This window comes from Bradyrhizobium sp. B117 (assembly GCF_038969555.1).
Taxonomy (GTDB): domain Bacteria; phylum Pseudomonadota; class Alphaproteobacteria; order Rhizobiales; family Xanthobacteraceae; genus Bradyrhizobium.
On sequence record NZ_CP152414.1, the window covers coordinates 5,646,393 to 5,667,390 of the forward strand.

General features: G+C 64.8%; 19 protein-coding genes. 9 read left to right on the plus strand and 10 right to left on the minus strand.

The window, feature by feature from the left end; translation table 11 throughout:
* Positions 1 to 28: 28 nt before the first annotated feature.
* Entirely contained in the window at positions 29 to 2,110 is a 2,082-nt protein-coding gene (locus AAFG16_RS27750) for a HAMP domain-containing methyl-accepting chemotaxis protein (protein ID WP_342730386.1), read from the plus strand.
* Here AAFG16_RS27750 and AAFG16_RS27755 read toward each other — a convergent pair.
* Both AAFG16_RS27755 and AAFG16_RS27760 read right to left on the minus strand, forming a co-directional pair.
* Positions 2,107 to 2,697, minus strand: coding sequence for an NAD(P)H-dependent oxidoreductase (locus AAFG16_RS27755; RefSeq protein WP_342730388.1), 591 nt, complete (start codon positions 2,695 to 2,697; stop codon positions 2,107 to 2,109). The genes AAFG16_RS27750 and AAFG16_RS27755 overlap by 4 nt on opposite strands.
* Before the next feature lie 37 nt (positions 2,698 to 2,734).
* A complete protein-coding gene (locus AAFG16_RS27760; protein WP_283079542.1) occupies positions 2,735 to 3,685 on the minus strand; it encodes an AraC family transcriptional regulator in 951 nt (316 codons plus the stop codon).
* A 304-nt stretch (positions 3,686 to 3,989) separates the two neighbouring features.
* On the opposite strand from AAFG16_RS27760, the gene AAFG16_RS27765 reads away from it, so the two are divergent.
* The 3 genes from AAFG16_RS27765 to AAFG16_RS27775 are packed head-to-tail and all read left to right on the plus strand — an operon-like array spanning position 3,990 to position 6,581.
* Entirely contained in the window at positions 3,990 to 5,054 is a 1,065-nt protein-coding gene (locus tag AAFG16_RS27765) for a DUF2336 domain-containing protein (RefSeq protein WP_342730392.1), read from the plus strand.
* A gap of 29 nt (positions 5,055 to 5,083) precedes the next feature.
* Positions 5,084 to 5,404 (plus strand): PilZ domain-containing protein, encoded by a 321-nt coding sequence (locus tag AAFG16_RS27770; RefSeq protein WP_342730394.1) that lies wholly within the window; start codon positions 5,084 to 5,086, stop codon positions 5,402 to 5,404.
* Positions 5,405 to 5,459: 55 nt separating this feature from the next.
* On the plus strand, positions 5,460 to 6,581 hold the full coding sequence (locus AAFG16_RS27775) for an HD domain-containing phosphohydrolase (protein WP_342730396.1): 1,122 nt from the start codon (positions 5,460 to 5,462) through the stop codon (positions 6,579 to 6,581).
* A gap of 382 nt (positions 6,582 to 6,963) precedes the next feature.
* Here AAFG16_RS27775 and AAFG16_RS27780 read toward each other — a convergent pair whose 3' ends face one another.
* Complete coding sequence (locus tag AAFG16_RS27780) at positions 6,964 to 7,641, minus strand: nitroreductase (protein WP_283079546.1); 678 nt, start codon at positions 7,639 to 7,641, stop codon at positions 6,964 to 6,966.
* 137 nt (positions 7,642 to 7,778) lie between these two features.
* Between AAFG16_RS27780 and AAFG16_RS27785 the strand changes: the two genes are divergently transcribed.
* From AAFG16_RS27785 to AAFG16_RS27795, 3 genes are all read left to right on the plus strand, one after another.
* Positions 7,779 to 8,741 carry an alpha/beta hydrolase gene (locus tag AAFG16_RS27785; protein ID WP_342730398.1) on the plus strand — a complete coding sequence of 321 codons (963 nt, stop codon included), beginning with the start codon at positions 7,779 to 7,781 and terminating at the stop codon, positions 8,739 to 8,741.
* 113 nt (positions 8,742 to 8,854) lie between these two features.
* Entirely contained in the window at positions 8,855 to 9,103 is a 249-nt protein-coding gene (locus tag AAFG16_RS27790; protein WP_283079548.1) for a hypothetical protein, read from the plus strand.
* A 363-nt stretch (positions 9,104 to 9,466) separates the two neighbouring features.
* Positions 9,467 to 10,513, plus strand: a complete 1,047-nt coding sequence (locus AAFG16_RS27795) for a type II asparaginase (protein WP_342730400.1) — start codon at positions 9,467 to 9,469, stop codon at positions 10,511 to 10,513.
* A 163-nt stretch (positions 10,514 to 10,676) separates the two neighbouring features.
* Here the strand turns inward: AAFG16_RS27795 and AAFG16_RS27800 are convergent, their stop codons facing one another.
* On the minus strand, positions 10,677 to 11,090 hold the full coding sequence (locus AAFG16_RS27800) for a DUF3551 domain-containing protein (protein WP_342740986.1): 414 nt from the start codon (positions 11,088 to 11,090) through the stop codon (positions 10,677 to 10,679).
* Positions 11,091 to 11,299: 209 nt separating this feature from the next.
* On the opposite strand from AAFG16_RS27800, the gene AAFG16_RS27805 reads away from it, so the two are divergent.
* Entirely contained in the window at positions 11,300 to 12,409 is a 1,110-nt protein-coding gene (locus AAFG16_RS27805) for a DUF937 domain-containing protein (RefSeq protein ID WP_342730402.1), read from the plus strand.
* A gap of 88 nt (positions 12,410 to 12,497) precedes the next feature.
* Positions 12,498 to 12,992 carry a hypothetical protein gene (locus AAFG16_RS27810; RefSeq protein WP_283079552.1) on the plus strand — a complete coding sequence of 165 codons (495 nt, stop codon included), beginning with the start codon at positions 12,498 to 12,500 and terminating at the stop codon, positions 12,990 to 12,992.
* Positions 12,993 to 13,077: 85 nt separating this feature from the next.
* Here AAFG16_RS27810 and AAFG16_RS27815 read toward each other — a convergent pair whose 3' ends face one another.
* From AAFG16_RS27815 to AAFG16_RS27840, 6 genes are all read right to left on the minus strand, one after another.
* Positions 13,078 to 14,700 (minus strand): ABC-F family ATP-binding cassette domain-containing protein, encoded by a 1,623-nt coding sequence (locus tag AAFG16_RS27815; protein ID WP_283079553.1) that lies wholly within the window; start codon positions 14,698 to 14,700, stop codon positions 13,078 to 13,080.
* A 303-nt stretch (positions 14,701 to 15,003) separates the two neighbouring features.
* Complete coding sequence (locus AAFG16_RS27820; RefSeq protein WP_342730404.1) at positions 15,004 to 15,219, minus strand: hypothetical protein; 216 nt, start codon at positions 15,217 to 15,219, stop codon at positions 15,004 to 15,006.
* 157 nt (positions 15,220 to 15,376) lie between these two features.
* Positions 15,377 to 18,568 carry a CusA/CzcA family heavy metal efflux RND transporter gene (locus AAFG16_RS27825; protein ID WP_342730406.1) on the minus strand — a complete coding sequence of 1,064 codons (3,192 nt, stop codon included), beginning with the start codon at positions 18,566 to 18,568 and terminating at the stop codon, positions 15,377 to 15,379.
* The gene (locus AAFG16_RS27830) at positions 18,565 to 20,022 is read right to left on the minus strand and encodes an efflux RND transporter periplasmic adaptor subunit (protein ID WP_342730408.1); all 1,458 of its coding nucleotides are present in this window, start codon (positions 20,020 to 20,022) and stop codon (positions 18,565 to 18,567) included. Before AAFG16_RS27830 ends, AAFG16_RS27825 begins: the two co-directional genes overlap by 4 nt.
* On the minus strand, positions 20,019 to 20,426 hold the full coding sequence (locus AAFG16_RS27835) for a FixH family protein (RefSeq protein WP_342730410.1): 408 nt from the start codon (positions 20,424 to 20,426) through the stop codon (positions 20,019 to 20,021). Before AAFG16_RS27835 ends, AAFG16_RS27830 begins: the two co-directional genes overlap by 4 nt.
* A gap of 100 nt (positions 20,427 to 20,526) precedes the next feature.
* The gene (locus AAFG16_RS27840) at positions 20,527 to 20,886 is read right to left on the minus strand and encodes a hypothetical protein (protein WP_342730412.1); all 360 of its coding nucleotides are present in this window, start codon (positions 20,884 to 20,886) and stop codon (positions 20,527 to 20,529) included.
* Between the last annotated feature and the right edge of the window lie 112 nt (positions 20,887 to 20,998).

Here is a 20,998-nt window from a genome sequence, read left to right on the forward strand (position 1 = left end):
CTCTCCCGCGCCAATTGCCGGACTGCACATGAAAATCGGTACTCTGCTGACCACTGCGATCGTCTCGCTCTCGACCGTCGGCGGCGGCCTCGCCGTCTACGTTGCGGTGACCAAATACCAGACGATGGAGCGGATCACCGAGGCGCAAGGCCGGCTTGCGATCGTCCGGGCCGTCAGCGACATCCCGCGCTATCTCAACCCCGAACGGGGCTATTCCACCAACATCCTCTACGGACCCGCTAGCATCGATCCCGCGCTGCTGGCCGAGCAGGACAAGCTGCGCAAGCAGACCGATGGGGCGCGCGACAAGATGAACGCGCTGCGCAAGGAGCTGCCCGGCCCGTTCGACGACGGCACCACCATCGGCAGCAATATCGACGGCATCGATGCAAAGTTCACGGCGCTGCGCGAGGCCATCAACAAGGCGCTGGCCGGGCCGGCCGAGGCGCGCAAGGACGCTGCCAAGAAGATCGTCGCCGACAACGCCGTGCTCAACGGCGGCGTGACCGCGCTGCTCAACGAACAGGTCCGCCGCATGGCGATCCTCAACGGCGACGCCTACCGGCAGGCCAGCTACGCCAACATCGCCATGACGCTGCGCGACGTCGGCGGCTTCAATTCCAGCCTGCACAAGAATCTCGTCGGCGGCAAGAAGCCGGCGACCGATGCCGAGAAGGCAGATATCAGCCGCTCGCAAGGGCGCAACGACCAGATCGTGATGTCGCTGCTGGAACTGCGCGGCAATCCGGCAACGCCGGCGAACGTCGCCGCTGCGCTGGAGAAGTTCAACACGATCTATGTCGAGGAGTTCGGCCGCGAGCTCAAGCTGGCCAAGGACGGTGCGGTCACCGGCAAGTACGAACACGACGTGGACACCTATTACACCGCCACGCAGCGCGGCCTCAGCACCATCATCGAGGTCCGCGATGCCTTCTACGACAATGCCGAGCAGATCCTCGCCGGCGCCTCCTCCGCGGCGCGCACCAGCTTCACGATCGCACTCGTCGGCCTCCTCGCCGTACTGATCGCCAGCGCCGGCCTCATCGTGATCGTCCACCGCCGCGTCTGCGCGCCGATCGTGAGCCTGACGAATCGGATGTCGCGGCTCGCCGATGGCGAGGTTGCCGAAGAGATCCCGGGCGCCGCGCGTTCCGACGAGGTCGGGGCGATGGCCGCGGCCGTCCAGGTCTTCAAGGACAACATGATCCGCGCCGACCGCCTCGCCGCCGAGAAACAGGCCGAGAACGACGGCAAGATGCGCCGCGCGCAGGCGCTCGACGAGCTCACCCGCGCCTTCGAGGCCAAGGTCACCGAGCTCGTCGGCGGCCTGTCCCGGGCCTCCTCCACCATGGAAAGCACGGCGCAGTCGATGACCTCGACCGCAGCCCAGACCAACAGCCAGGCCGCCGTCGTCGCCGCCGCGTCGCAGCAGACCTCGACCAACGTGCAGACGGTCGCCAGCGCCACCGAAGAGCTGACCTCCTCGATCACCGAGATCGGCCGCCAGGTCGCGCAGAGCACGGAGATCGCGGCTCGCGCCGTCGACAATGCCCGCCGCACCGGCGACACCGCGCGTGCACTCGCCGAGGGTGCGCAGAAGATCGGCGACGTCGTCACTCTGATCCAGAGCATTGCCGAGCAGACCAATCTTCTCGCTCTCAACGCCACGATCGAGGCCGCCCGCGCCGGCGATGCGGGCCGCGGCTTTGCCGTGGTGGCGTCCGAGGTGAAATCGCTGGCCGGCCAGACCGCCAAGGCGACGACCGAGATCTCCGAGCAGATCACGGCGATCCAGACCGCGAGCGACGAGACCGTGGCCGCGATCCGCAACGTCGCCGACGTCATCGCCGAGATCGACCAGATCGGCACCGCGATTGCGGCGGCGATCGAGGAACAGGGCTCTGCGACCAAGGAGATCGCCCGCAGCGTCCAGGAGGCCGCCCGCGGCACCCAGGAGGTCAACACCAACATTTCAGGCGTGCAGCGCGCCGCCGACGACACGGGCGCGGCCGCCAGCGAGGTGCTGGGCGCAGCCGAGCAGCTCTCGACCCAGTCGCGCGACCTCGCCGGCCAGTTCGACCGCTTCCTCAGCGAAGTCAGGGCGGCTTAGTAAGGCGGCGCCTTGCGCGCCCGCTGCGCTTTCGCCGCCTCGATCCACCAGGCGAGATCGTCGGCAAAGCGCGGGAACGACCGTTCCAGCGCCTTGCCGCCCTCGCCGATCGGCTCGCTCTCGGCCGACAATGTCTGCGCGATCGGGCCGACGCCGATGGTGCTCGAGATCACCACCATGCCCATCTCCGACAGCGTGCCGTGCCAGGCGGTCGATGCGCGCGCGCCGGACAATCGGCCGGCGGAGTAGCTCACGATCGCGGCCGGCCGCCAGAACCACTCCTCCAGGAAATGGTCGGTGAGGTTCTTCAGCCCGGGCTGGATGCCCCAATTATACTCGCCGGTGACGAAGACGAAGCCGTCGGCGCCGCGGATCTGCCCGGCCAGCTTCTCCAGCGCCTCGGGCGCCGAGCCCTTGGGATATTCCTTGTACATGCGGTCGAGCATCGGCAGGCCGATCGCCTTGGCGTCGATGAACTCGACCTCCTCGCCGCGCCCGCGCAGCCGCTCGATGACGAAATTCGCAAGGCGGATGCCCATGCGGTCGGAACGGTAGGAACCGTAGAGGACGAGGATGCGATTGCTCATAGCCGGCACGTTAGCACGAAACGGCGGGCTGGCCGCACTAACGTTTTCGTCTGAGCTCCAGCGTCTGTGACGGCGTCTCGCCGAACTGGTCGCGATAGCTTCTGGAGAAGTCGCTGAGATGCCAGAAGCCGAAGGCGAGCGCGACGGCCTTGACGCTGTCCGCTCCTCCGCCCAGCAGCCGCTGGCGCACCAGCCACAGCCGGCGCAGGCGCAAATAACGGTGCAGGCTCATGCCGCGATAGCGGCGGACGACGTCATGCATGGTGCGGACCGGCACGCCGAGCTTGCGTGCGAGGTCCTCGCTGTAGATGGGCTGAGACAGATCGCCGGAGAGCAGCGCGCGGATGTCCTGGAAGATCTTGAAGTTGCGCGCGTCATTCGGCCACACCGTCCATCGTGCCGGAACGATGTCGGCGATGGCCGCATCGACGACAGCGAGCAGGGACTCCCGCATCGCGGCCGCCTTCATCGGCACCTCGGCGGCCTCGACGGGCTCCGATGCGGCGGCGACCACCTCCGTGACGGTTCGCCGCAACCGATGCAGGGCGTGGTCGCTGGTCTCGAACAGCTTGAAGTTCGACTTCGCTTCCGGCCAGCCACGATCCTTCACCTCCGGCCTGAACACGACGGAGCCGACCTGACGCTGAACCTCCTCGATCGCGTTGTAGGCCGCACCGCTGCTGCCGACGACGATGACCGAGCGATCCCGCTGCGCGCCGTTGAAACGAACGGGCACCTCGAGATCGTCCATCGCGAAACCGATCGCGGTGCAATCGTCAACAAGCTGCCCATCCACGACGCGCGGGAATGCGCGCGTGACGTTCACGTCGCAGCCGGGCAGATGCAGGATGATCTGCTCGGTCGCAATCCTACGCACGAACGGCGTGAACTCGATGTTCAGCCCGCGTATCGAACTGCGAAACTCGTCGACGTCGAAAAACCGAAATCTCTTTGGCGCCAGCAATGGCGCACCATCAATGCTGCTCATGACAAATGAAAAATCGCGTCCTGAACGACGCGCGTACGGCAATACCGCCGATCTGAACTCCCCCCTTTCGGTGCCCCCGATAGAGCGAAAGAATCATCCTACCCGTTACGCATCAATTGGCGAGTGTCCCATCTCAAAGGACAAGTCGTCGCAACTCGCCTCGCCGAATTTCGATAGCGATTCCGGTTGTATCGGCGGTGCATTAATACCCCAGCGTTCAATACCTAAATTTCAAATTAACCGCGGTGCGGCGCAATCAGGGGCGTTGAATAGTCGATATATATTTTGAGCACAGGCCACTGCCATGATGGCAAATTCGCCTGCAGATATTCTGGTTGAATTGGAACAGGCGGCCGCAACGTGTCCGCTTGACCGCTGCGACCGCATCCTCGCCGGCATTGTGCAGTTGCTCACTGGCAGCCGCGACCGGTCACAGGAACTGCTTGCCAGCGTGGTCGACGGCGTTCTGCTCCGATTGACGGAGCGGGTCGAGGCCCGCGCACTGGCTCAGCTCAGCACCACGCTCGCCGAGCTGAAGGTGGCTCCGCCGCAGACGTTGCGGCGTCTCGCAGCGCACGATGATCCGGACGTCGCATGTCCCGTCCTGCTCAAATCACAGATACTCGGCGCGGCCGACCTTGCGGCCGTCGCGGCTTCCAGCGGCGAGCGGCAGCAACGCGCGATCGCCGCCCGGGACGACATCGAGCCGGTCGTGACCGAGGCGCTTGTGCAGTGCGGCAGCCCGATCTGCCTCGCGCTGATCAAGAACCCCGGAACCAAATTCTCCGATGCGGCCTACGCCGCGCTGATCGCGAAGGCTGACGAGGACGGCGAAATTGCAAAGGCGCTGGTGCTGCGGCCCGGCACGCCCGACCTCGTCGTGCGGAAGCTGCTCTCCGCCCCACCCGGCCAGAAGGCGTCGGCCAAGCCCAACGCCTCCGCCGTGCCGCCCGCCCAAACAGCCGCGCCAGCGCGCCCTTGCCCGGCCGACTATGCCGGCGCACGGCCGGAGATCGTCGCGCTCAATCGCGTCGGCAAGCTCAACGATTCCACGGTGAACCGCTTCGCGATCCGCGGCGAGACCGCCAGCCTGTTCACGGCGCTGTCGGTGCTGTCAGGCGCTCCGATCGAGGTCGTCGAGCAGATCATGGCCGACGGCGATTGCGAGGGCCTGGTGATGGCCTGCCGGGCGTCGCGGCTGAACTGGACGACCACGCTCGCGATCCTGAGCAACCGCCGCGGCACGCGGCTCTCCTTCGCCGAGCGCGAGCGCGCACACCACATCTACGAGACCCTGCTTCTGTCGACCAGCCAATGGACGGTGCGCTGGGGGGAAATTGCGGCAAGCGCCAAAACGAACGATCGGTGACATCGCGGCGCGACAATGGGGGATAGAAAATGAGGTTCGACGGTCGAAAGGCGGCTCGCGTAAGGATGGATCACAAGCAACCCGTCAACCTGATGGGCTCGGACGGCACGTGGCGGCGCAGCTGCGTCCTGCTCGACGTCTCGCAAACCGGCGCGAAGCTCGAGGTCGAAGGCACGCTCGACGTGCTCCAGGCCAAGGAGTTCTTCATGCTGCTGTCGTCGACCGGATTGGCTTACCGGCGCTGCGAGCTGGTCTGGATCGACGGCACTACGGCCGGCGTTCACTTCATCACCTCAGATGGCAAGAAGAAGCCGAAGGCCAAGGCCGAGAGCGCGGCCCAGAGCAAGTAACCCGATCATGCATCCAGCGAATTGAACGCAAGTGCGGTAACATCCAGGTCAGACCGTGCAGAACGCGGGAACCATACAAGACCCCGTCAATCGAGACGGCGGTATCCGGGAGACGGAGGCCGCGCGCCCTCTCGTGCAAGTGCTGGCCGACACGTCCGACAAACTGTCGCGCATTCACTCGATCCTCGAAGAGAGATTTACCGTTGCCGGCGAACGGCTCGATGCCGATGCCAAGCTGGCGCAGGTACCGTCCGCCGTCATCATCCGCGCGGAGCTGCGCGACGTCGACAATATCGCCGCCATCAAGAAGCGCGCCGGCAAGCTCGCCAAGGCGAAGAAGCGCATCTTCCTGCTCGAGCACACCTCTCACGTCGGCATTTCACAAGCCTACGCGCTCGGCGCGACTCTCGTGCTTCCGGCGATGCTCACCCGGACCAGACTGCTGGCGGCGCTGTCCGATCCTGCCGACCCGGCGTCGGCCTCGTCGAATGATCCGGCCGAGCCCGACAACGCGGTCGAGACCGCGGCGACCGCCATCGCCTCGATGTTCACCGCCGTCATGCTTGGCGAGCCGCTCGACGTGGACGGCACCAGGCGAGCCGGTCGCCAGATCGCCGATCGCATCACCCAGCACGGCCTGTCCGAATGGCTCTCGACGGTACGGCGCCACCACGAGGGAACCTACCAGCATTGCCTGCTGGTCACCGGCGTCGCCATCGACTTCGGCTTGAGCCTCGGCGTCCGACCCGCAGACCTGGAGCGCCTGTACACGGCGGCGATGTTCCACGACATCGGCAAGGCCCAGATCCCCCTTGCCATCCTCGACAAGCCCGGCCGGCTCGATCCGCAGGAGCGCGCAATGATCGAGACCCATCCGGCCGCTGGCTACGATTTTCTGAAAAACCACGACAAGATTACGCCGGAGATCCTCGATGCCGTCAGGCACCATCACGAATATCTCGACGGCAGCGGCTATCCGGACGCGCTCTGCGCCGAGAACATCAGCGACATCGTTCGCATCCTCACCATCTCCGACATCTTTGCGGCGTTGATCGAGCACCGTCACTACAAGCCGACCATGCCACGCACGGAGGCCTACAACATTCTCTGCGGAATGAATGGAAAGCTGGAGAAGGTGCTGGTGAGATCATTCAAGCAGGTCGCGCTCACGCGGTGAGCACGTCGACCTCGTCTTCGCGATGGCGCTTCATCGCGCTCTAGTGCGTGGCCCGGAATTTGGCCCGCTGCGGCATCGATCGGCGAGCCAGGCCTTCCGCAAGCAGCCTCATGTCCTCGCGTCTTCCGCTGCGTATGAGCCTGCCGAACTCTTCAGGTGTGAAGGGAAGACTTGGATCCTCATCGATCGGGCGCCGCAATCGCGGACCGAAGAACCACCGAACCAGGCTAGCCAGCCGCCGCATATCAATTCCCTCGCGCCAGCAACAAACCTTTTAGCCCGCATATTGTTCCTCCTGCACGATCGAGATTGCAAGAGGCCGTAACAACTCCGCACCAAAAATTTCCGCGAGAGAATATTCTCCTCCTCATGAATCGTCGTGCTAATCGGCAAAACCGACGTAGCGCACGAACTCCGCATTGTGCTCGCGATCCGAGCGCACCGCGTTCGCGGCAAAGTTGTCGTCGGGATAGCCCATCGCCACACAGGTGATGATGACCTCGTCCTCTGGAATTCTGGCGACTTCGCGCACGATGTCGGAACGCATGATGCCCTGCCCGTTGATGACGGAGCCGAGACCGCGGTCCCAGGCCGCGAGCACGATGCCGTAGCAGAGCGCGCCGAGATCGAAATGGCAGACCGCGCCGGGGTCGAGCACGCGGTCATAGGTGAGGACCAGCGAGACTGGCGCGTCGAACTGGCGGAAGCCGCGCAGCACCCAGTCCTGGCGCATCGGCTTGTCGTCGCGCGCTATTCCCATCGCCCCGAACAGCTTCTTGGCGATGTCGACCTGCCGGCTGCGGTGCACGCCCTGGTACTCTCCATGGCTGACGATGTCGCGCTTGACCTTGGCGCCGCCGACCATCTCCTCCATGTTGCGGCGGCGCACTTCTTCCAGCGGCGCGCCTGTCAGCACGTGGACGTGCCAGGGCTGGGTATTCATCGACGACGGCGCGCGCTTGGCGCTCTCGATGATCGCCTCGATCACGGCCCGATCTACCTGCTGCTGCTTGAAACCGCGCACGCTGCGGCGCGACTGGATCAGCGTCTCGAATTCCACCCTAGAACCTCCCTACCCGTATATTCGCGCGCATTGCAATCGTAACGCCTCTCCGGTTGCCGATGCGGCGCGCCAAATCTATGCTAGGCCGCAAGCAAGACCAAGAACCAAGACCAAGAACCCTTGTGAGGATCATCATGCCTGCACCGCTCGATCCCGTCATCGCCCAGATCATTCCGCTGCTGCCGCTGCGCGATCCCACCACGATGACGCCACAGAGCGCTCGCGATTCCTTGCGCGAACTGGCTGCCTCGCGCTCGGCGGTGCCGCCGCCGCCTGTCGACAGCGTGCAGGATATCAAGGTGAAGGGCGGCGCCGGGCCGCTCGATGCGCGTGTCTACCGGGCCGGCACCAATCCTGCGCCGACGGTGGTGTTCTTCCATGGCGGCGGCTGGGTCGCGGGCGATCTCGAAACGCATGACCGCCAGGCGCGCAATCTCGCGATCGACACCGGCGCGGTCGTCGTCTCCGTCGATTATCGCCGTCCGCCGGAAACCCGCTTTCCCGGCGCCTTCGAGGACGCCTTCGCGGCCATCAGCGACGTGTTTGGCCGCCTCGCGGAATTCGGCGGCGATGCCAAGCGCTTCGGCGTTGCCGGCGACAGCGCCGGCGGCAATCTCGCGGCCAGCACCGCGATCGCCTGCCGCGATGCCGGCATCAGGCTTGCCGCGCAACTGCTGGTCTATCCCGTGACCGACGCCGTCGGCCTCTACGGCAACGCCACCGAGAACGCGCGCTTTCCCTCGCGCGCGGAGAATGCCGAAGGCTACTTCCTCACGCGCGCCACCATGCAATGGTTTTGCGGCCACTACCTCGCCGATCCCGCTCACGCCGCCGACTGGCGCGTCTCCCCGCTCCGCGCTGCCTCGCTCAAAGGCCTCGCGCCGGCGGTCGTGACCACCGCCTGGTTCGATCCGCTGCGTGACGAAGGCACCGCCTATGCGCGGGCGCTGGAAGCTGCCGGCGTGCCCGTCAGGCATCATGAGGGTGCCGGCCTGATCCACGGCTATTTCGGCCTCGGTGATGCCTCCGAGGTGGCGCGCGCCGAGGCGCAGCGCTCGCGGGCCGATTTCAAGGCGTTGCTGGCGCGCGGAATCTGAACCACAGATGAATGGAAACAGCTGCGATTGAGCATGTTGCGCGCGATCCTGCTTGATTGCGCCACGATTCGCGGCTCCAATCCGCTCGCCATGTCTGGTTTAGGGAGACACCCATGATGAAGCGGATTTTCCTCGCAGCGATCGTTGCCACCTTTGCGGCCGGCTCGGCCTTCGCGGATGACACCTGCGAGAGCAAGGCCGTCGGCAAGGACGGCAAGCCCCTGGCCGGCGCCGCCAAGACCTCGTTCCTGAAGAAGTGCAAGGCGGACGCCTGCGCGCCCAAGGCCCTCAGCGCCGATGGCAAGCCGCTCGCCGGCGCCGCCAAGAGCAGCTTCATGAAGAAGTGCGAAGTCAGCGCGTAACGCCTGCGCAGCCGGGGCTTCCTTGAATTTGCTGCTGCCTTAGCGAGCAATCGCCCGCTCCCCCGAACTCACGATGCCCGGGCTTGTCCCGCCTGCGAGGCTGAAGCCTCTTCGGCGAGGCGAAGGCCCGGGCATTCGCGTTCTTGTACCCGACTATAGAGCGGGAGAGCCTTCGCCGCCTCCCCGCGGGCGCCGCGCATCCGAACCAACCCATCCGACGCTATCACAACCCTAGACAGAAAGCTCCGGCTGACGGATCATGCAGTGCTGAGCGAAACGGGGCGCATCGACGAGGCTTTCCAGGAAGGGGACGTCAAGATGTGGCAACTGCGAGTGCGTCATCAGATCATGGCGACAGTGAGTGTGCTGTTCGCGCTGCTCATCAGTCTCGAGGCTGCGAACGCGAGGGGCCCCGGTCTGCCCAACGTCATGGTTCTGGCCACCGGCGGCACGATCGCCGGCAGCGGCGCGAGCAGCACCACCGTGGTCGGCTACACCGCAGCCACGGTGGGCATAGAGACCCTCCTGAACGCCGTCCCCGAACTGAAAACGGTGGCTAACGTCAAGGGCGAGCAGGTCTTCCAGATCGCCAGCGAGAACATGAACAATGACTACTGGCTCAAGCTTGCGAAGCGCGTCAACGCGCTCCTCGCGCAGGATGACGTGGACGGGATCGTGATCACGCACGGGACCGATACGATCGAGGAGACCAGCTATTTCCTGAACCTGGTCGTCAAGAGCAAAAAACCCGTCGTCATCGTCGGCGCGATGCGGCCATCGACGGCGATCAGCGCCGACGGGCCGATCAACCTCTTCAATGCGGTGATCCTCGCAGGCAGTGACGAGGCCGTCGGCAAGGGCGTGCTCGTGGCTCTCAACGATCAGATCAACGCGGCGCGCGACGTCACCAAGAACAACACATCGACGGCAGACACCTTCCGCACCCCGGAACTCGGCTTCCTCGGCTACATGCAGGGCAACAAGCCGTACTTCTATCGTCAATCGACGCGCCGGCACACGGCGGACTCCGAATTCGACGTTTCCAGCCTCGATGCTCTGCCGCAAGTCGATATCGTCTACGGCTACGCCAACATGAACCGGGTTGCGATTGACGCTTTCATCGCCGCCGGGGCCAAGGGGATCGTGCATGCCGGCGTCGGTGACGGCAGTCTCGCCCGGCCCGCGGTCGAGCCGGCGCTCGACGAGGCCCGTAAGAAGAATGTCGTCATCGTGCGGAGCAGCCGCGTCGGCAACGGCATTGTCGCGCGCAACGGGGAAGCCAAGGACGACGAACACGACTTCGTCGTCTCGGATACGCTCAATCCGCAGAAGGCGCGGATCCTCCTGATGCTGGCGCTGACCAAGACGACCGACACCAAGGAAATCCAGCGGATGTTCTATACGTATTAGACTGCCGGACACACGGCACGACCGTCCGTACGGCATGAACCCGGATTGCGCTTTGCTCCATCCGGGCTACCTCTACGACTACGACCGCAACCCCGGCGCGCCTCCTGCCCCGCCCTCGCGACATATTCCGTGTAGCCGAGCACGTCGAGGTAAGTAAGCCGCATCAGTATGGAGCGGAAGAACGCAGCCGGCCCCCTGACAACCTCGGCTGCGGTCGCCGCCAGTAAGGGTTCTCCAGGCACATCGCTGCAAGGCCGATCGCCGCCACCCGGCACTGATCCCATGTTGTATAGGCGCATTCGAAATAGGTGCTGCCACCCCACTCCCATTTCTGAAGGCAGACAGGGTTCCTGGGATCGTAAGTTTGAGCAGTAGCTGAGGTGATCACCAGGATCGTCGCACTGCTCAGGATTAGCCAACGGAGCATCCGCATCGCCACCTCCTCGAATGGGTCATCCAAGTTATCCGGTTCGACCGCCGCTCGTGTGGACACAGGGGACGCTTTGCCGCGTTTCCATCCTCCTGCATTGCTCGCAAAATCACGTGAGAGCATCACGATGGCCGGGTTTTGGCTCATCAGCGAATTAGCGATGCCTCTCAATTAGATGCGCCGGATGGGGAACTCGTCACAGTTGACCCGCACCGCAAGACCATTGATCTGGATCAAAGTGTCGGGCGATCAGTGCAATCTCAGCTTGCGTGATAGGCGAGGTTCGGAACCATCGAAGTCTGTCACATCAAATTATGGGGGCATCAACACACCTGCAACGTAGTGGAGAGACCGCCATGGCCGTCAATCTCATTTCAGCTGCACAACAGCTCTTGACCCCTGAAGTCATCGCGAAGATCGCCTCCTTTCTCGGCATGGACCAAAGCGCGGTGCAGAAGGCCGCGCTAGCGACCATCCCGGCGATACTCGCCGGCCTGTCCGATCTGGTCGGAACCCCGGCTGGCGCCAATCAACTGTCAAAACTGCTGTCCCAACAGCAAAGCAGCAATCCCATCGATCTGCTGCACAGCTCCGGCGCTCCGGGCCTTGCTCAGATGGGTTCGAGCATGTTGTCCGGACTGCTTGGAGGCCGAACCATGGATACTATGGGCCAAGCGATCGGCAACTTCGCGGGAATGGGCGATGCCGGCGGCAAGTCGTTGCTCGCCGTGGTGGGCCCGTTGGTCCTTGGCATGCTCGGCCGGCAGCAGCATGAGGCCGGAGTAGATGCAAACGGACTGGCATCACTTCTGCGCTCGCAGAAAGATCAATTCATGGCGGCGATCCCTAGGGGACTCGGTGATCAACTCAGCGCCTCGGGCCTGATCGACCAAACGCGCAGCGGAATGGCGACGGCTGCCGCCGCAGGGAGCCGGATCGCCGGCGCTTCCGGCGCCACTGCCGCGAGCCAGGCCGCCATCGCCGCCGGCCGGACGCAATGGCCGTATTGGCTTGTCGCGCTGGTTATCCTTGGCGGTTTTCTCTTCTATGCGCTTCAACGTCCGACCGAGCAGACGGTCGCTCAGAGTACAACTGCCACGCGGCCCTCAACCGCAACTGTGGGCATGGCGCCCGCGGATTTGACCGTTGACGGGGTGAACCTCGCGAACCAGGTCAATTCGTCCCTTGGTACGCTGAAGGCCCAACTGCCAACCATCACCGATGAAGCCAGCGCGCAGGCGGCCATGCCGAAGATCAACGACGCCATCTCACAACTGGATGGCATCACGGCGCGGGCGGCCAAACTTTCTCCAGAGGCACGACGCACGCTTGCCAAGCTGATCGTCGCGGCGGCACCGGCCATCAACGAGATGTGCGACAAGGTCTCGGCGACGCCGGCCGGCACGATCGCAAAGCCTGTGATCGACAATCTTCGTGCCAAGCTCGACGAGCTGGCGAAAGTCTGAGACGCCACACGCCGCAAAACTCGCCACACCTCAAGCGACGGGAGGTGTTTCGCAGCCTCCCGTCCGGCAGGTGGAAAGGAGAAGACTCATGGCCGACAAGACCAATTTCACCAAGGATGAATGGGCGCTGCTCTTGAGAAGCCCGATGAATGCGGGCATGGCGATCACGGCTGCCGCACCGAGCGGATTGTTTGGCCTTCTGAAGGAATCGTTTGCTGGCGGCACCGCGCTCGCCCAGGCGGCCACCGATCCCAATGCCAACCCTTTGGTAAAGGCGGTGGTCGCCGACTTCCAGACGAGCGACGGCCGGGCCGCCGCTCATGACGGGTTGAAAGCAGAACTCGGCCAGAGCGCACCGGCCGAGATCAAGAGCAAGACGATCAACTCGTTGCGCGAAGTTGCCACGCTGCTGGCTGCAAAAGCGCCGGATGATGCCGCGGCCTTCAAGGGCTGGCTGCAGCAAATCAGTCAGAAGACGGCTGAGGCCGCTTCGGAAGGCGGAGGCTTGTTCGGTGGAGGCGTTCAGGTCAGCGACGCGGAGAAAGCAACCCTCGGCGAAATCTCCAGCGCGCTTGGCATCTGATCTCGGCGGACCGCACGGCCTACCCCTCCGCGCTCTGCGCGGTGGGGTAGCTGGATGACGGACCGATCGAGTTCCGGACCAGCAACTACGACCGCAAGCCCGGCGCTTCCTGCCCGGTCCGCGCGACATATTCCGTGTAGCCGCCGCCGTACTGGTGGATGCCCTCCGGCGTCAGCTCCAGCACGCGGTTCGACAGCGTCGCCAGGAAATGCCGGTCGTGCGAGACGAACAGCATGGTGCCCTCGAAATCCGACAGCGCCGTGATCAGCATTTCCTTGGTGGCGAGGTCGAGATGGTTGGTCGGCTCGTCCAGCACCAGGAAGTTGGGCGGATCGAACAGCATCTTGGCCATCACGAGCCGCGCCTTCTCGCCGCCCGATAGCACGCGGCAGCGCTTCTCGACGTCGTCGCCGGAGAAACCGAAGCAGCCGGCGAGCGCGCGCAAGCTCCCCTGCCCCGCGGTCGGAAACTGGTCTTCCAGCGACTGGAACACGGTGCGCTCGCCATCGAGCAGGTCCATCGCATGCTGGGCGAAATAGCCCATCTTGACGCTGCCGCCGAGCGCCACGGTGCCCTGGTCCGGTTCGCTCGCACCGGCGACGAGCTTGAGCAGCGTCGACTTGCCGGCGCCGTTGACGCCCATCACGCACCAGCGCTCCCTGCGGCGGATCATGAAATCGAGTCCGTCATAGATGCGCCTGGCGCCATAGCCCTTGTGGACGTTCTTCAAGGCGACGACGTCCTCGCCCGAGCGCGGCGCCGGCGGGAAGTCGAAGGCGACGCTCTGGCGGCGGCGCGGCGGCTCGACCCGCTCGATCTTGTCGAGCTTCTTCACCCGGCTCTGCACCTGCGCGGCATGCGATGCGCGCGCCTTGAAGCGCTCGATGAACTTAATCTCCTTGGCAAGCATCGCCTGCTGGCGCTCGAACTGGGCCTGCTGCTGCTTCTCGTTCTGCGCGCGCTGCTGCTCGTAGAACTCGTAATCGCCGGTGTAGGTGGTGAGCGAGCCGGAGTCGATCTCGATCACCTTGGAGATCACGCGATTGATGAACTCGCGGTCATGCGAGGTCATCAGCAGCGTGCCTTCGTAATCGTGCAGGAACTTCTCCAGCCAGATCAGGCTTTCGAGGTCGAGATGGTTGCTCGGCTCGTCGAGCAGCATGACGTCGGGACGCATCAGGAGAATACGCGCCAGCGCCACGCGCATCTTCCAGCCGCCGGAGAGTTTTCCGACGTCGCCGTCCATCATCTCCTGACTGAAGCCGAGACCGGACAGCGCTTCGCGCGCACGGCCGTCCAGCGCATAGCCGTCGAGCTCCTCGAAGCGGTGCTGCACCTCGCCGTAGCGCGCGATGATCTCCTCCATCTGATCGGCCTTGTCAGGATCGGCCATGTCGGCCTCGAGCTCGCGCAGCTCGGCTGCGACCTCACTGACGGGACCCGCGCCATTCATGACCTCGGCCACGGCGCTATGGCCGCTCATCTCGCCGACGTCCTGGTTGAAATAGCCGATGGTGATGCCGCGATCGGTCGAGACCTGCCCCTCATCGGGCAGTTCCTCGCCCGCAATCATGCGGAACAGGGTGGTCTTGCCGGCGCCGTTGGGGCCGACGAGGCCGATCTTCTCGCCCTTGTTGAGGGCGGCGGAGGCTTCGATGAACAGGATCTGGTGGCCGGCTTGCTTGCTGACGTTGTCGAGGCGGATCATGGGGTCTTTTGGAGGGATTTTTGCGTTGCAGCGTGATAGTCCATGCTGGGCCCCAGGGGAAGCCCGGCGGGGTACGGATTTTCGCGCTTGCCAGACACCAACCTCCGGCAAACGGTCCCGACGCTGCCAGGCGCCGCTCTCGCCGGGCTGACTGTCAGCCCGGCGTCCGCTTCAGCCCTGAAGCGTGCCGTCGTCCCTGTCGCCACCAGCAAACATCAGCGTCGAGCGCTGCAATCAAGATCGCTCGATCATCGCGCGATATGGCCGCCACGACGGCGGCGGGAATTCATCACGGGCATCGTTTCAGGGTTGCAGCAGCGAGAGGAGACGTTGCCGGTCCTGATCGCGGCATCGTTGCTCTGTCCGCATGCGTTCGAGTTCGGCTTCTGCTTTGGCCGTCTCCTCATTCTGCTGCTTCATCTCGACAATGAGCGCCTCTTGCTCTGCGAGCCGCCGTTCGCCTTCGACGACTTCGCGCTCCACCTGCTGCAGTTCATCGTATATCGCAGTCCTGTACATCATGATCCCCGAGCGGCTGCGCTGCGAATCCGCCGCAGAGTGGTTTCCGTCAGGCCATCAGCCGTGCCGCAACGTGCATGATTTTCAACTCAATCATCTTCGCGAACGTTCCGGCTGATGCCACTTTTTCCCGTTCATGGCGGAGCGCAGGGAGCAATCAGCTCGCGGATAACCGCTCCAGCCGATCGCTCGCTCCCTGATGGGCTTCGGGCGGATAATACTTCCGGTCCTGCTCCTCATGCGGCAATCGGAAGCCCTTGACCAACCCGAAGATCGCCGGGATCACGATCAGAGTGAGCAAGGTCGACGAGATCATCCCGCCGATCATGGGAACGGCGATGCGCTGCATGATCTCGGAGCCGGTGCCGGTGCTCCACATGATCGGCAGCAATCCCGCCATGATGGCGACGACCGTCATCATCTTCGGCCGGACCCGTTCAACCGCACCCACCATGATCGCCTCCCGCAGGTCGGCCCGGCTCACGCTCCGCGCCTCGGCGGCGCGGCGCTGTTCGATCTCCGCGAGCGCGTGATTGAGGTAGATCAGCATCACGACGCCGGTCTCGGCGGCGACGCCGGCGAGCGCGATGAATCCGACGGCAACCGCGACCGAGAGATTGAACCCCAGCCACCACATCAGCCAGAGCCCGCCCACCAGCGCGAATGGCAGCGACAGCATGACGATCAGCGTCTCGGTGACCGACCTGAAATTCAGGTACAGCAGCAGGAAGATGATCAGCAGCGTCACCGGCACGACGATCTTCAGACGTGCGGCGGCCCGCTCCAGATATTCGTACTGACCGCTCCAGACCAGATAGTAGCCCGGCGGAAATTGGATGCTGGCCTGGACGACGCGCTGCGCGTCGGCAACATAGCCGCCGAGGTCGCGATCGCGGATGTCGACGTAGACATAGGTGGCGAGCTGGGCGTTCTCGGTCCGGATCGACGTCGGGCCGCGGGCGATCTGCACGGTGGCGACCTCCGCGAGCGGTACGGCACCGCCTGCCGGCATGGGAACGAGGATGTCGCCGGCGATCTTGTTCGGGTTGTCCCTGAGATCGCGCGGGTAGCGCATGTTGACGGTGAAGCGCTGCCGACCCTCGACGGTCGTGGTGACGGTCTGACCGCCGAGCGCGGCGGCGATGGTGTCCTGAACGTCCTGGACCATGATCCCGTAGCGCGCGAGCGCCGATCGGTCGGGCGTGATCTCCAGGTAATAGCCGCCGATGCCACGTTCCGCGTAGGCGGACGAGGTCCCGGGCACCGCCCGCAGCACCTGCTCGACCTGTTTGGCGAGCCTGTCGATCTCGACAAGGTCGGTGCCGATGACCTTGACGCCCACCGGCGTCCGGATGCCGGTCGACAGCATGTCGATGCGCGCCTTGATCGGCATCGTCCAGGCGTTCGACACGCCGGGAAACTGCAGCGCCCTGTCCATCTCGGCGATCAGTCCGTCGATGGTGATCCCTGCCCGCCACTGCTCCTTCGGTTTGAGATTGACCACGGTCTCGAACATCTCGGTCGGCGCCGGATCGGTCGACGTCGAGGCGCGGCCGGCCTTGCCATAGACCGACGCCACTTCCGGAAACGACTTGATGATCCGGTCCTGCGTCTGTATCAGCTCGGCCGCCTTGGTGACCGAGATGCCCGGCAGCGTCGTCGGCATGTAGAGCAACGTGCCCTCGTTGAGATTAGGCATGAATTCGGTGCCGAGCTGGCGCGCGGGCCAGATCGTCACCGCGAGCGCCGCAATGGCGAGCAGCACGACGAGTGTTTTCGCCCGCAGCACGCCCTTGATGACGGGGCGATAGATCCAAATCAGGACGCGGTTGATCGGGTTTCGGTGCTCCGGAACGATCCGCCCCCGCACGAAGATCACCATTAGCGCCGGCACCAGGGTCACCGAGAGCAGCGCGGCGGCCGCCATGGCGAAGGTCTTGGTGAAGGCAAGCGGGCTGAACAGCCGCCCTTCCTGCGATTCCAGCGTGAAGATCGGCATGAACGACACGGTGATGATCAACAGGCTGAAGAACAGTGCCGGTCCCACCTCCGAGGCCGCCTCGACCAGGATGGCGATGCGAGACTTGCCCAGCCCCGCGCGTTCGAGGTGCTTGTGGGCGTTCTCGATCATCACGATCGCCGCGTCCACCATGGCACCGATCGCGATGGCGATGCCGCCGAGGCTCATGATGTTGGAGCCGATCCCGAGCAGCTTCATCGCCCCGAACGCCATCAGCACGCCGACCGGCAGCATCAGGATGGCGACGAGCGCGCTGCGGACATGCAGCAGGAACACGACGCACACCAGCGCGACGACGAGACTTTCCTCGACCAACGTGTGCTTGAGCGTGTCGATGGCCGCGTAGATCAGGTTCGACCGGTCGTAGACCGGAACGATCTCGACCGACTTCGGCAGGCTGGTCGCGATCTCCTTGAACCGCTTCTTGACATTCTCGATGACGTCGAGCGCATTCATGCCGAAGCGTTGGAGCACGATGCCGCTGGCGACCTCTCCCTCGCCGTTCAGCTCGGTGATGCCGCGCCGCTCGTCGGGGCCCAGCTCGACCCGTGAGACGTCCCGCAACAGCACGGGCGTGCCCTTGTCCGTCTTCAGGACGATGTTGCCGAGATCGTCGATGCTTTTGAGATAGCCGCGCCCCCTGATCACGTATTCGAACTCGGACAGCTCGACGGTCCGCCCGCCGACGTCGGCATTGCTGGCGCGGATCGCATCCCGCACCTTCTGCATGGTGATGCCAAGGTCGCGCATCCGCTGCGCATCGAGAACGACGTTGTACTGCTTCACGAAACCGCCGACGCTCGCCACCTCCGCGACGCCCTCCGCCTTGGCGAGCGCGAATTTGAGATTCCAGTCCTGAATGGTCCGCGTGTCGGCGAGATTGAGCTCCTTGGAGATCACCGCGTATTGGTAGACCCATCCCACGCCGGTCGCATCCGGACCGATGCCGGGGGTCACGCCTGCCGGCAGCCGCGACGCCGCGCCGTTCAGGAACTCGAGCACCCGCGACCGCGCCCAGTAGATGTCGGTGCCGTCCTCGAAGATCACGTAGACGAACGAGACCCCGAAGAAGGAGAAGCCGCGGACGACCTTGGATTTCGGGACCGTCAGCATCGCGGTCGCGAGCGGATATGTGACCTGGTCTTCGATCACCTGCGGCGCCTGCCCCGGATATTCGGTGTAGACGATCACCTGTGTGTCGGAGAGGTCCGGAACGGCATCGAGCGGCAGGTGGACCAGCGCGTAGAGTCCGGCCGCAGCCGCGAAGCCCGTGCCGAACAGCACCAGCAGCAGGTTGCGCGCCGACCAGGCGATGATGCGGGCGATCATGGGCGCGCTCCCATGCCGCCGGCCGCCGGCTCGGTCGATTGCGACCCCTGAGCCTCGGCAAAACCCTTCAAAGCCGCTTTCAAGTTGCTTTCGGCATCGATCAGGAAGTTGGCGGAGGTCACGACCGCGTCGCCTTCCGCAAGGCCGTCCCTGATCTCGACGTAGCCGGCACCACGGCGGCCGAGCTTCACTTGCCGCGGCTCGTAGCGGCCGTCGCCCCTATCGATCAGGACCGCCTGCCGGCTGCCGGTGTCGAGCACGGAGCTGTCGGGAACGGCGAGCACGGCAGCGGAACCGCCCGTGTCGATTTCGGCATCGACATACATGTCCGGCAGTAGCGCCAGATCGGGATTGGCAAGTTCGACGCGGACGCGCGCGGTGCGCGTCTCGCGGTTCACCTGCGGATAGATCACGGCAATGACGCCCGTGAAGCTGCGGCCCGGAAAACCGCGGGCACGGATGGTGACGCTCTGGCCCAGCGCGATATTGCCGAGGTCGCGCTCGGCGACATCGACCAGCGCCCAGACCAGCGATATGTCAGCGATGCGGAACAAGACGTCGCCGGGATTGGCGCGCATGCCTTCGATGGCATTGCGCTCGAGCACGATGCCGTCGCGCGGCGCCGACCACTGCACCGTAACGGGCGCGATGCGCGAGCTCTCCATCGCCGCGATCACGCCTTCCGGCACGGCGAGGTTGACGAGCCGCTGGCGCGAGCCGCGGCCGTAGACCTCGTTGCTGCCGATCGTCTTCGAGCTGATGGTCGCGAGATAGTCCGCCGCCGCGGATGCGATCGCGGAGCTGTAGATCTCCATCAGCGGCTGACCGGCCTTCACGCGCGTGCCGGTTGTGACGTCGGCGACCTTCTGCACGAAGCTTTCGGCGCGCATCGCGATCACCGAGACGCGGCGCTCGTCGAGCTGGATCGTGCCCGGCGCCTTCACGGTCACACTAATGGCGCGGCGTTCGGCCGGCTCGGACCTGACACCGGTACGCTGGATCTTGCCCGGCGACAGTTTGATGCTGCCGTCGTCGCTGTCCTCACCCTCGTAGACTGGGATGTAGTCCATCCCCATGGAGTCTTTCTTCGGCACAGGCGAGGTGTCTGGCAGTCCCATCGGGTTGCGGTAGTATTTGATCTTGCGGTCGGCCTTCGCGTCGGCAGCCCTGGTTTCCGCCGGCGCGTCCTCGGGATCGTCGAAGCTGACGTCCGCTCCCGCCGGCACAGCGCGCCAGGCGCGGCCGTCGGCCGTCGTCTTCGGCGTGAGCGAGTAGAATGGTTTCCCGTCCGGATCCTGGTAATAGATCGGCTCGCCGCGCTCGGCGGCTGCCACGGCTGATACGACTGGCTGGGCGGCGAACGAGCCCCCTCGCGGCATTCCGCCGACGAGAAAGGCGGCGCCGGCCGCTGCGCAAATCGCAGCGGCCGCGCCCGTCGCGATGGCGCGGTTCATTTCTGCGCCGTGACGACGAGCTTGCTTTCGACCGTGCCGGTCTCGCCCTGCACCTTGGCGCCAAGCGAGAGCTGCCAGCGACCCGCCATGCCAAAGGTGGCCTTGAAGCGGTACGTCCCCGGCTCCGTGCCCGGCATGGCGGTCACCTTGGTGGCCATCTCCTGCATGCCGTCCGGCGCCATGTCGAGGCGGGAGGCAAAGATGACGGCGTCCGGCACCGCCTTCCCCGTCGTCTTGTTCACCAGCCTGACCGTGACGATCCTGTCGGCGCCGGCCTGGACGGACGGCTCAACGAGCTGGAATTCGTAGTCCTTGATGTTGGCAAAGGCGAGCTGCGGCGCTCCCATGATGGTGAGGCCGAGCAGCGCGGCGGCAAACGCACGCGCAGCACTGGTAGTCTTCATGATGTCATGTCCTCGAAACGTCTGATGGACCGCCGAAGCGGCGAGCTTCGTCGCGCGCCCTCAACGGGCGCGCGTCAACACTCCGGCGCCGGGGCGCCGGTCAGACGTTGGTTCGAGGTGGGTGATCCGGCGGATGTTCGCCGAGCCCATCGATCAGCAGATCGTCGGGCAGAGTGAAAGTGCCTCGCGAGACCATGCGGTCGACCAGCGCGCCGGCTTCGCGAGGCGGCATGGTGATCGTCAGCATGCAAAGGGCGAGGAAGGGACAGGACCCGCAGTCCTTCGCCTTCTGGTCCTGCTGGTCGGCGCAGCACGGCATATCGTCCGCCATCGCCTGCATCTCGTCGGCGACGGCCGCCATCTGCGATGCGGCCATCGCCGGCGCCGACAGGGGCGCCACAAGGAGCCCTGCCGCCACGGCGAATGCGATCAGCCAGTTGAAGACCTTCCTCGGATGCATAGCCCCTTTTCTCACAGCAACAGCAACCGTGCAAATCGTCCGGCCATCACGATTGCGCCAGATTCGAAGGGGGATGTCGGCAATTTATTTCCACGGCAGGCCGTGGGCGCGG

Coding starts and splice junctions, on each gene's coding strand:
- AAFG16_RS27750 (WP_342730386.1), top strand. CDS start 29: ATGAAAATCGGTACTCTGCTGACCACTGCGATCGTCTCGCTCTCGACC.
- AAFG16_RS27755 (WP_342730388.1), bottom strand. CDS start 2,697: ATGAGCAATCGCATCCTCGTCCTCTACGGTTCCTACCGTTCCGACCGC.
- AAFG16_RS27760 (WP_283079542.1), bottom strand. CDS start 3,685: ATGAGCAGCATTGATGGTGCGCCATTGCTGGCGCCAAAGAGATTTCGG.
- AAFG16_RS27765 (WP_342730392.1), top strand. CDS start 3,990: ATGATGGCAAATTCGCCTGCAGATATTCTGGTTGAATTGGAACAGGCG.
- AAFG16_RS27770 (WP_342730394.1), top strand. CDS start 5,084: ATGAGGTTCGACGGTCGAAAGGCGGCTCGCGTAAGGATGGATCACAAG.
- AAFG16_RS27785 (WP_342730398.1), top strand. CDS start 7,779: ATGCCTGCACCGCTCGATCCCGTCATCGCCCAGATCATTCCGCTGCTG.
- AAFG16_RS27790 (WP_283079548.1), top strand. CDS start 8,855: ATGATGAAGCGGATTTTCCTCGCAGCGATCGTTGCCACCTTTGCGGCC.
- AAFG16_RS27800 (WP_342740986.1), bottom strand. CDS start 11,090: ATGAGCCAAAACCCGGCCATCGTGATGCTCTCACGTGATTTTGCGAGC.
- AAFG16_RS27805 (WP_342730402.1), top strand. CDS start 11,300: ATGGCCGTCAATCTCATTTCAGCTGCACAACAGCTCTTGACCCCTGAA.
- AAFG16_RS27810 (WP_283079552.1), top strand. CDS start 12,498: ATGGCCGACAAGACCAATTTCACCAAGGATGAATGGGCGCTGCTCTTG.
- AAFG16_RS27815 (WP_283079553.1), bottom strand. CDS start 14,700: ATGATCCGCCTCGACAACGTCAGCAAGCAAGCCGGCCACCAGATCCTG.
- AAFG16_RS27820 (WP_342730404.1), bottom strand. CDS start 15,219: ATGTACAGGACTGCGATATACGATGAACTGCAGCAGGTGGAGCGCGAA.
- AAFG16_RS27825 (WP_342730406.1), bottom strand. CDS start 18,568: ATGATCGCCCGCATCATCGCCTGGTCGGCGCGCAACCTGCTGCTGGTG.
- AAFG16_RS27830 (WP_342730408.1), bottom strand. CDS start 20,022: ATGAACCGCGCCATCGCGACGGGCGCGGCCGCTGCGATTTGCGCAGCG.
- AAFG16_RS27835 (WP_342730410.1), bottom strand. CDS start 20,426: ATGAAGACTACCAGTGCTGCGCGTGCGTTTGCCGCCGCGCTGCTCGGC.
- AAFG16_RS27840 (WP_342730412.1), bottom strand. CDS start 20,886: ATGCATCCGAGGAAGGTCTTCAACTGGCTGATCGCATTCGCCGTGGCG.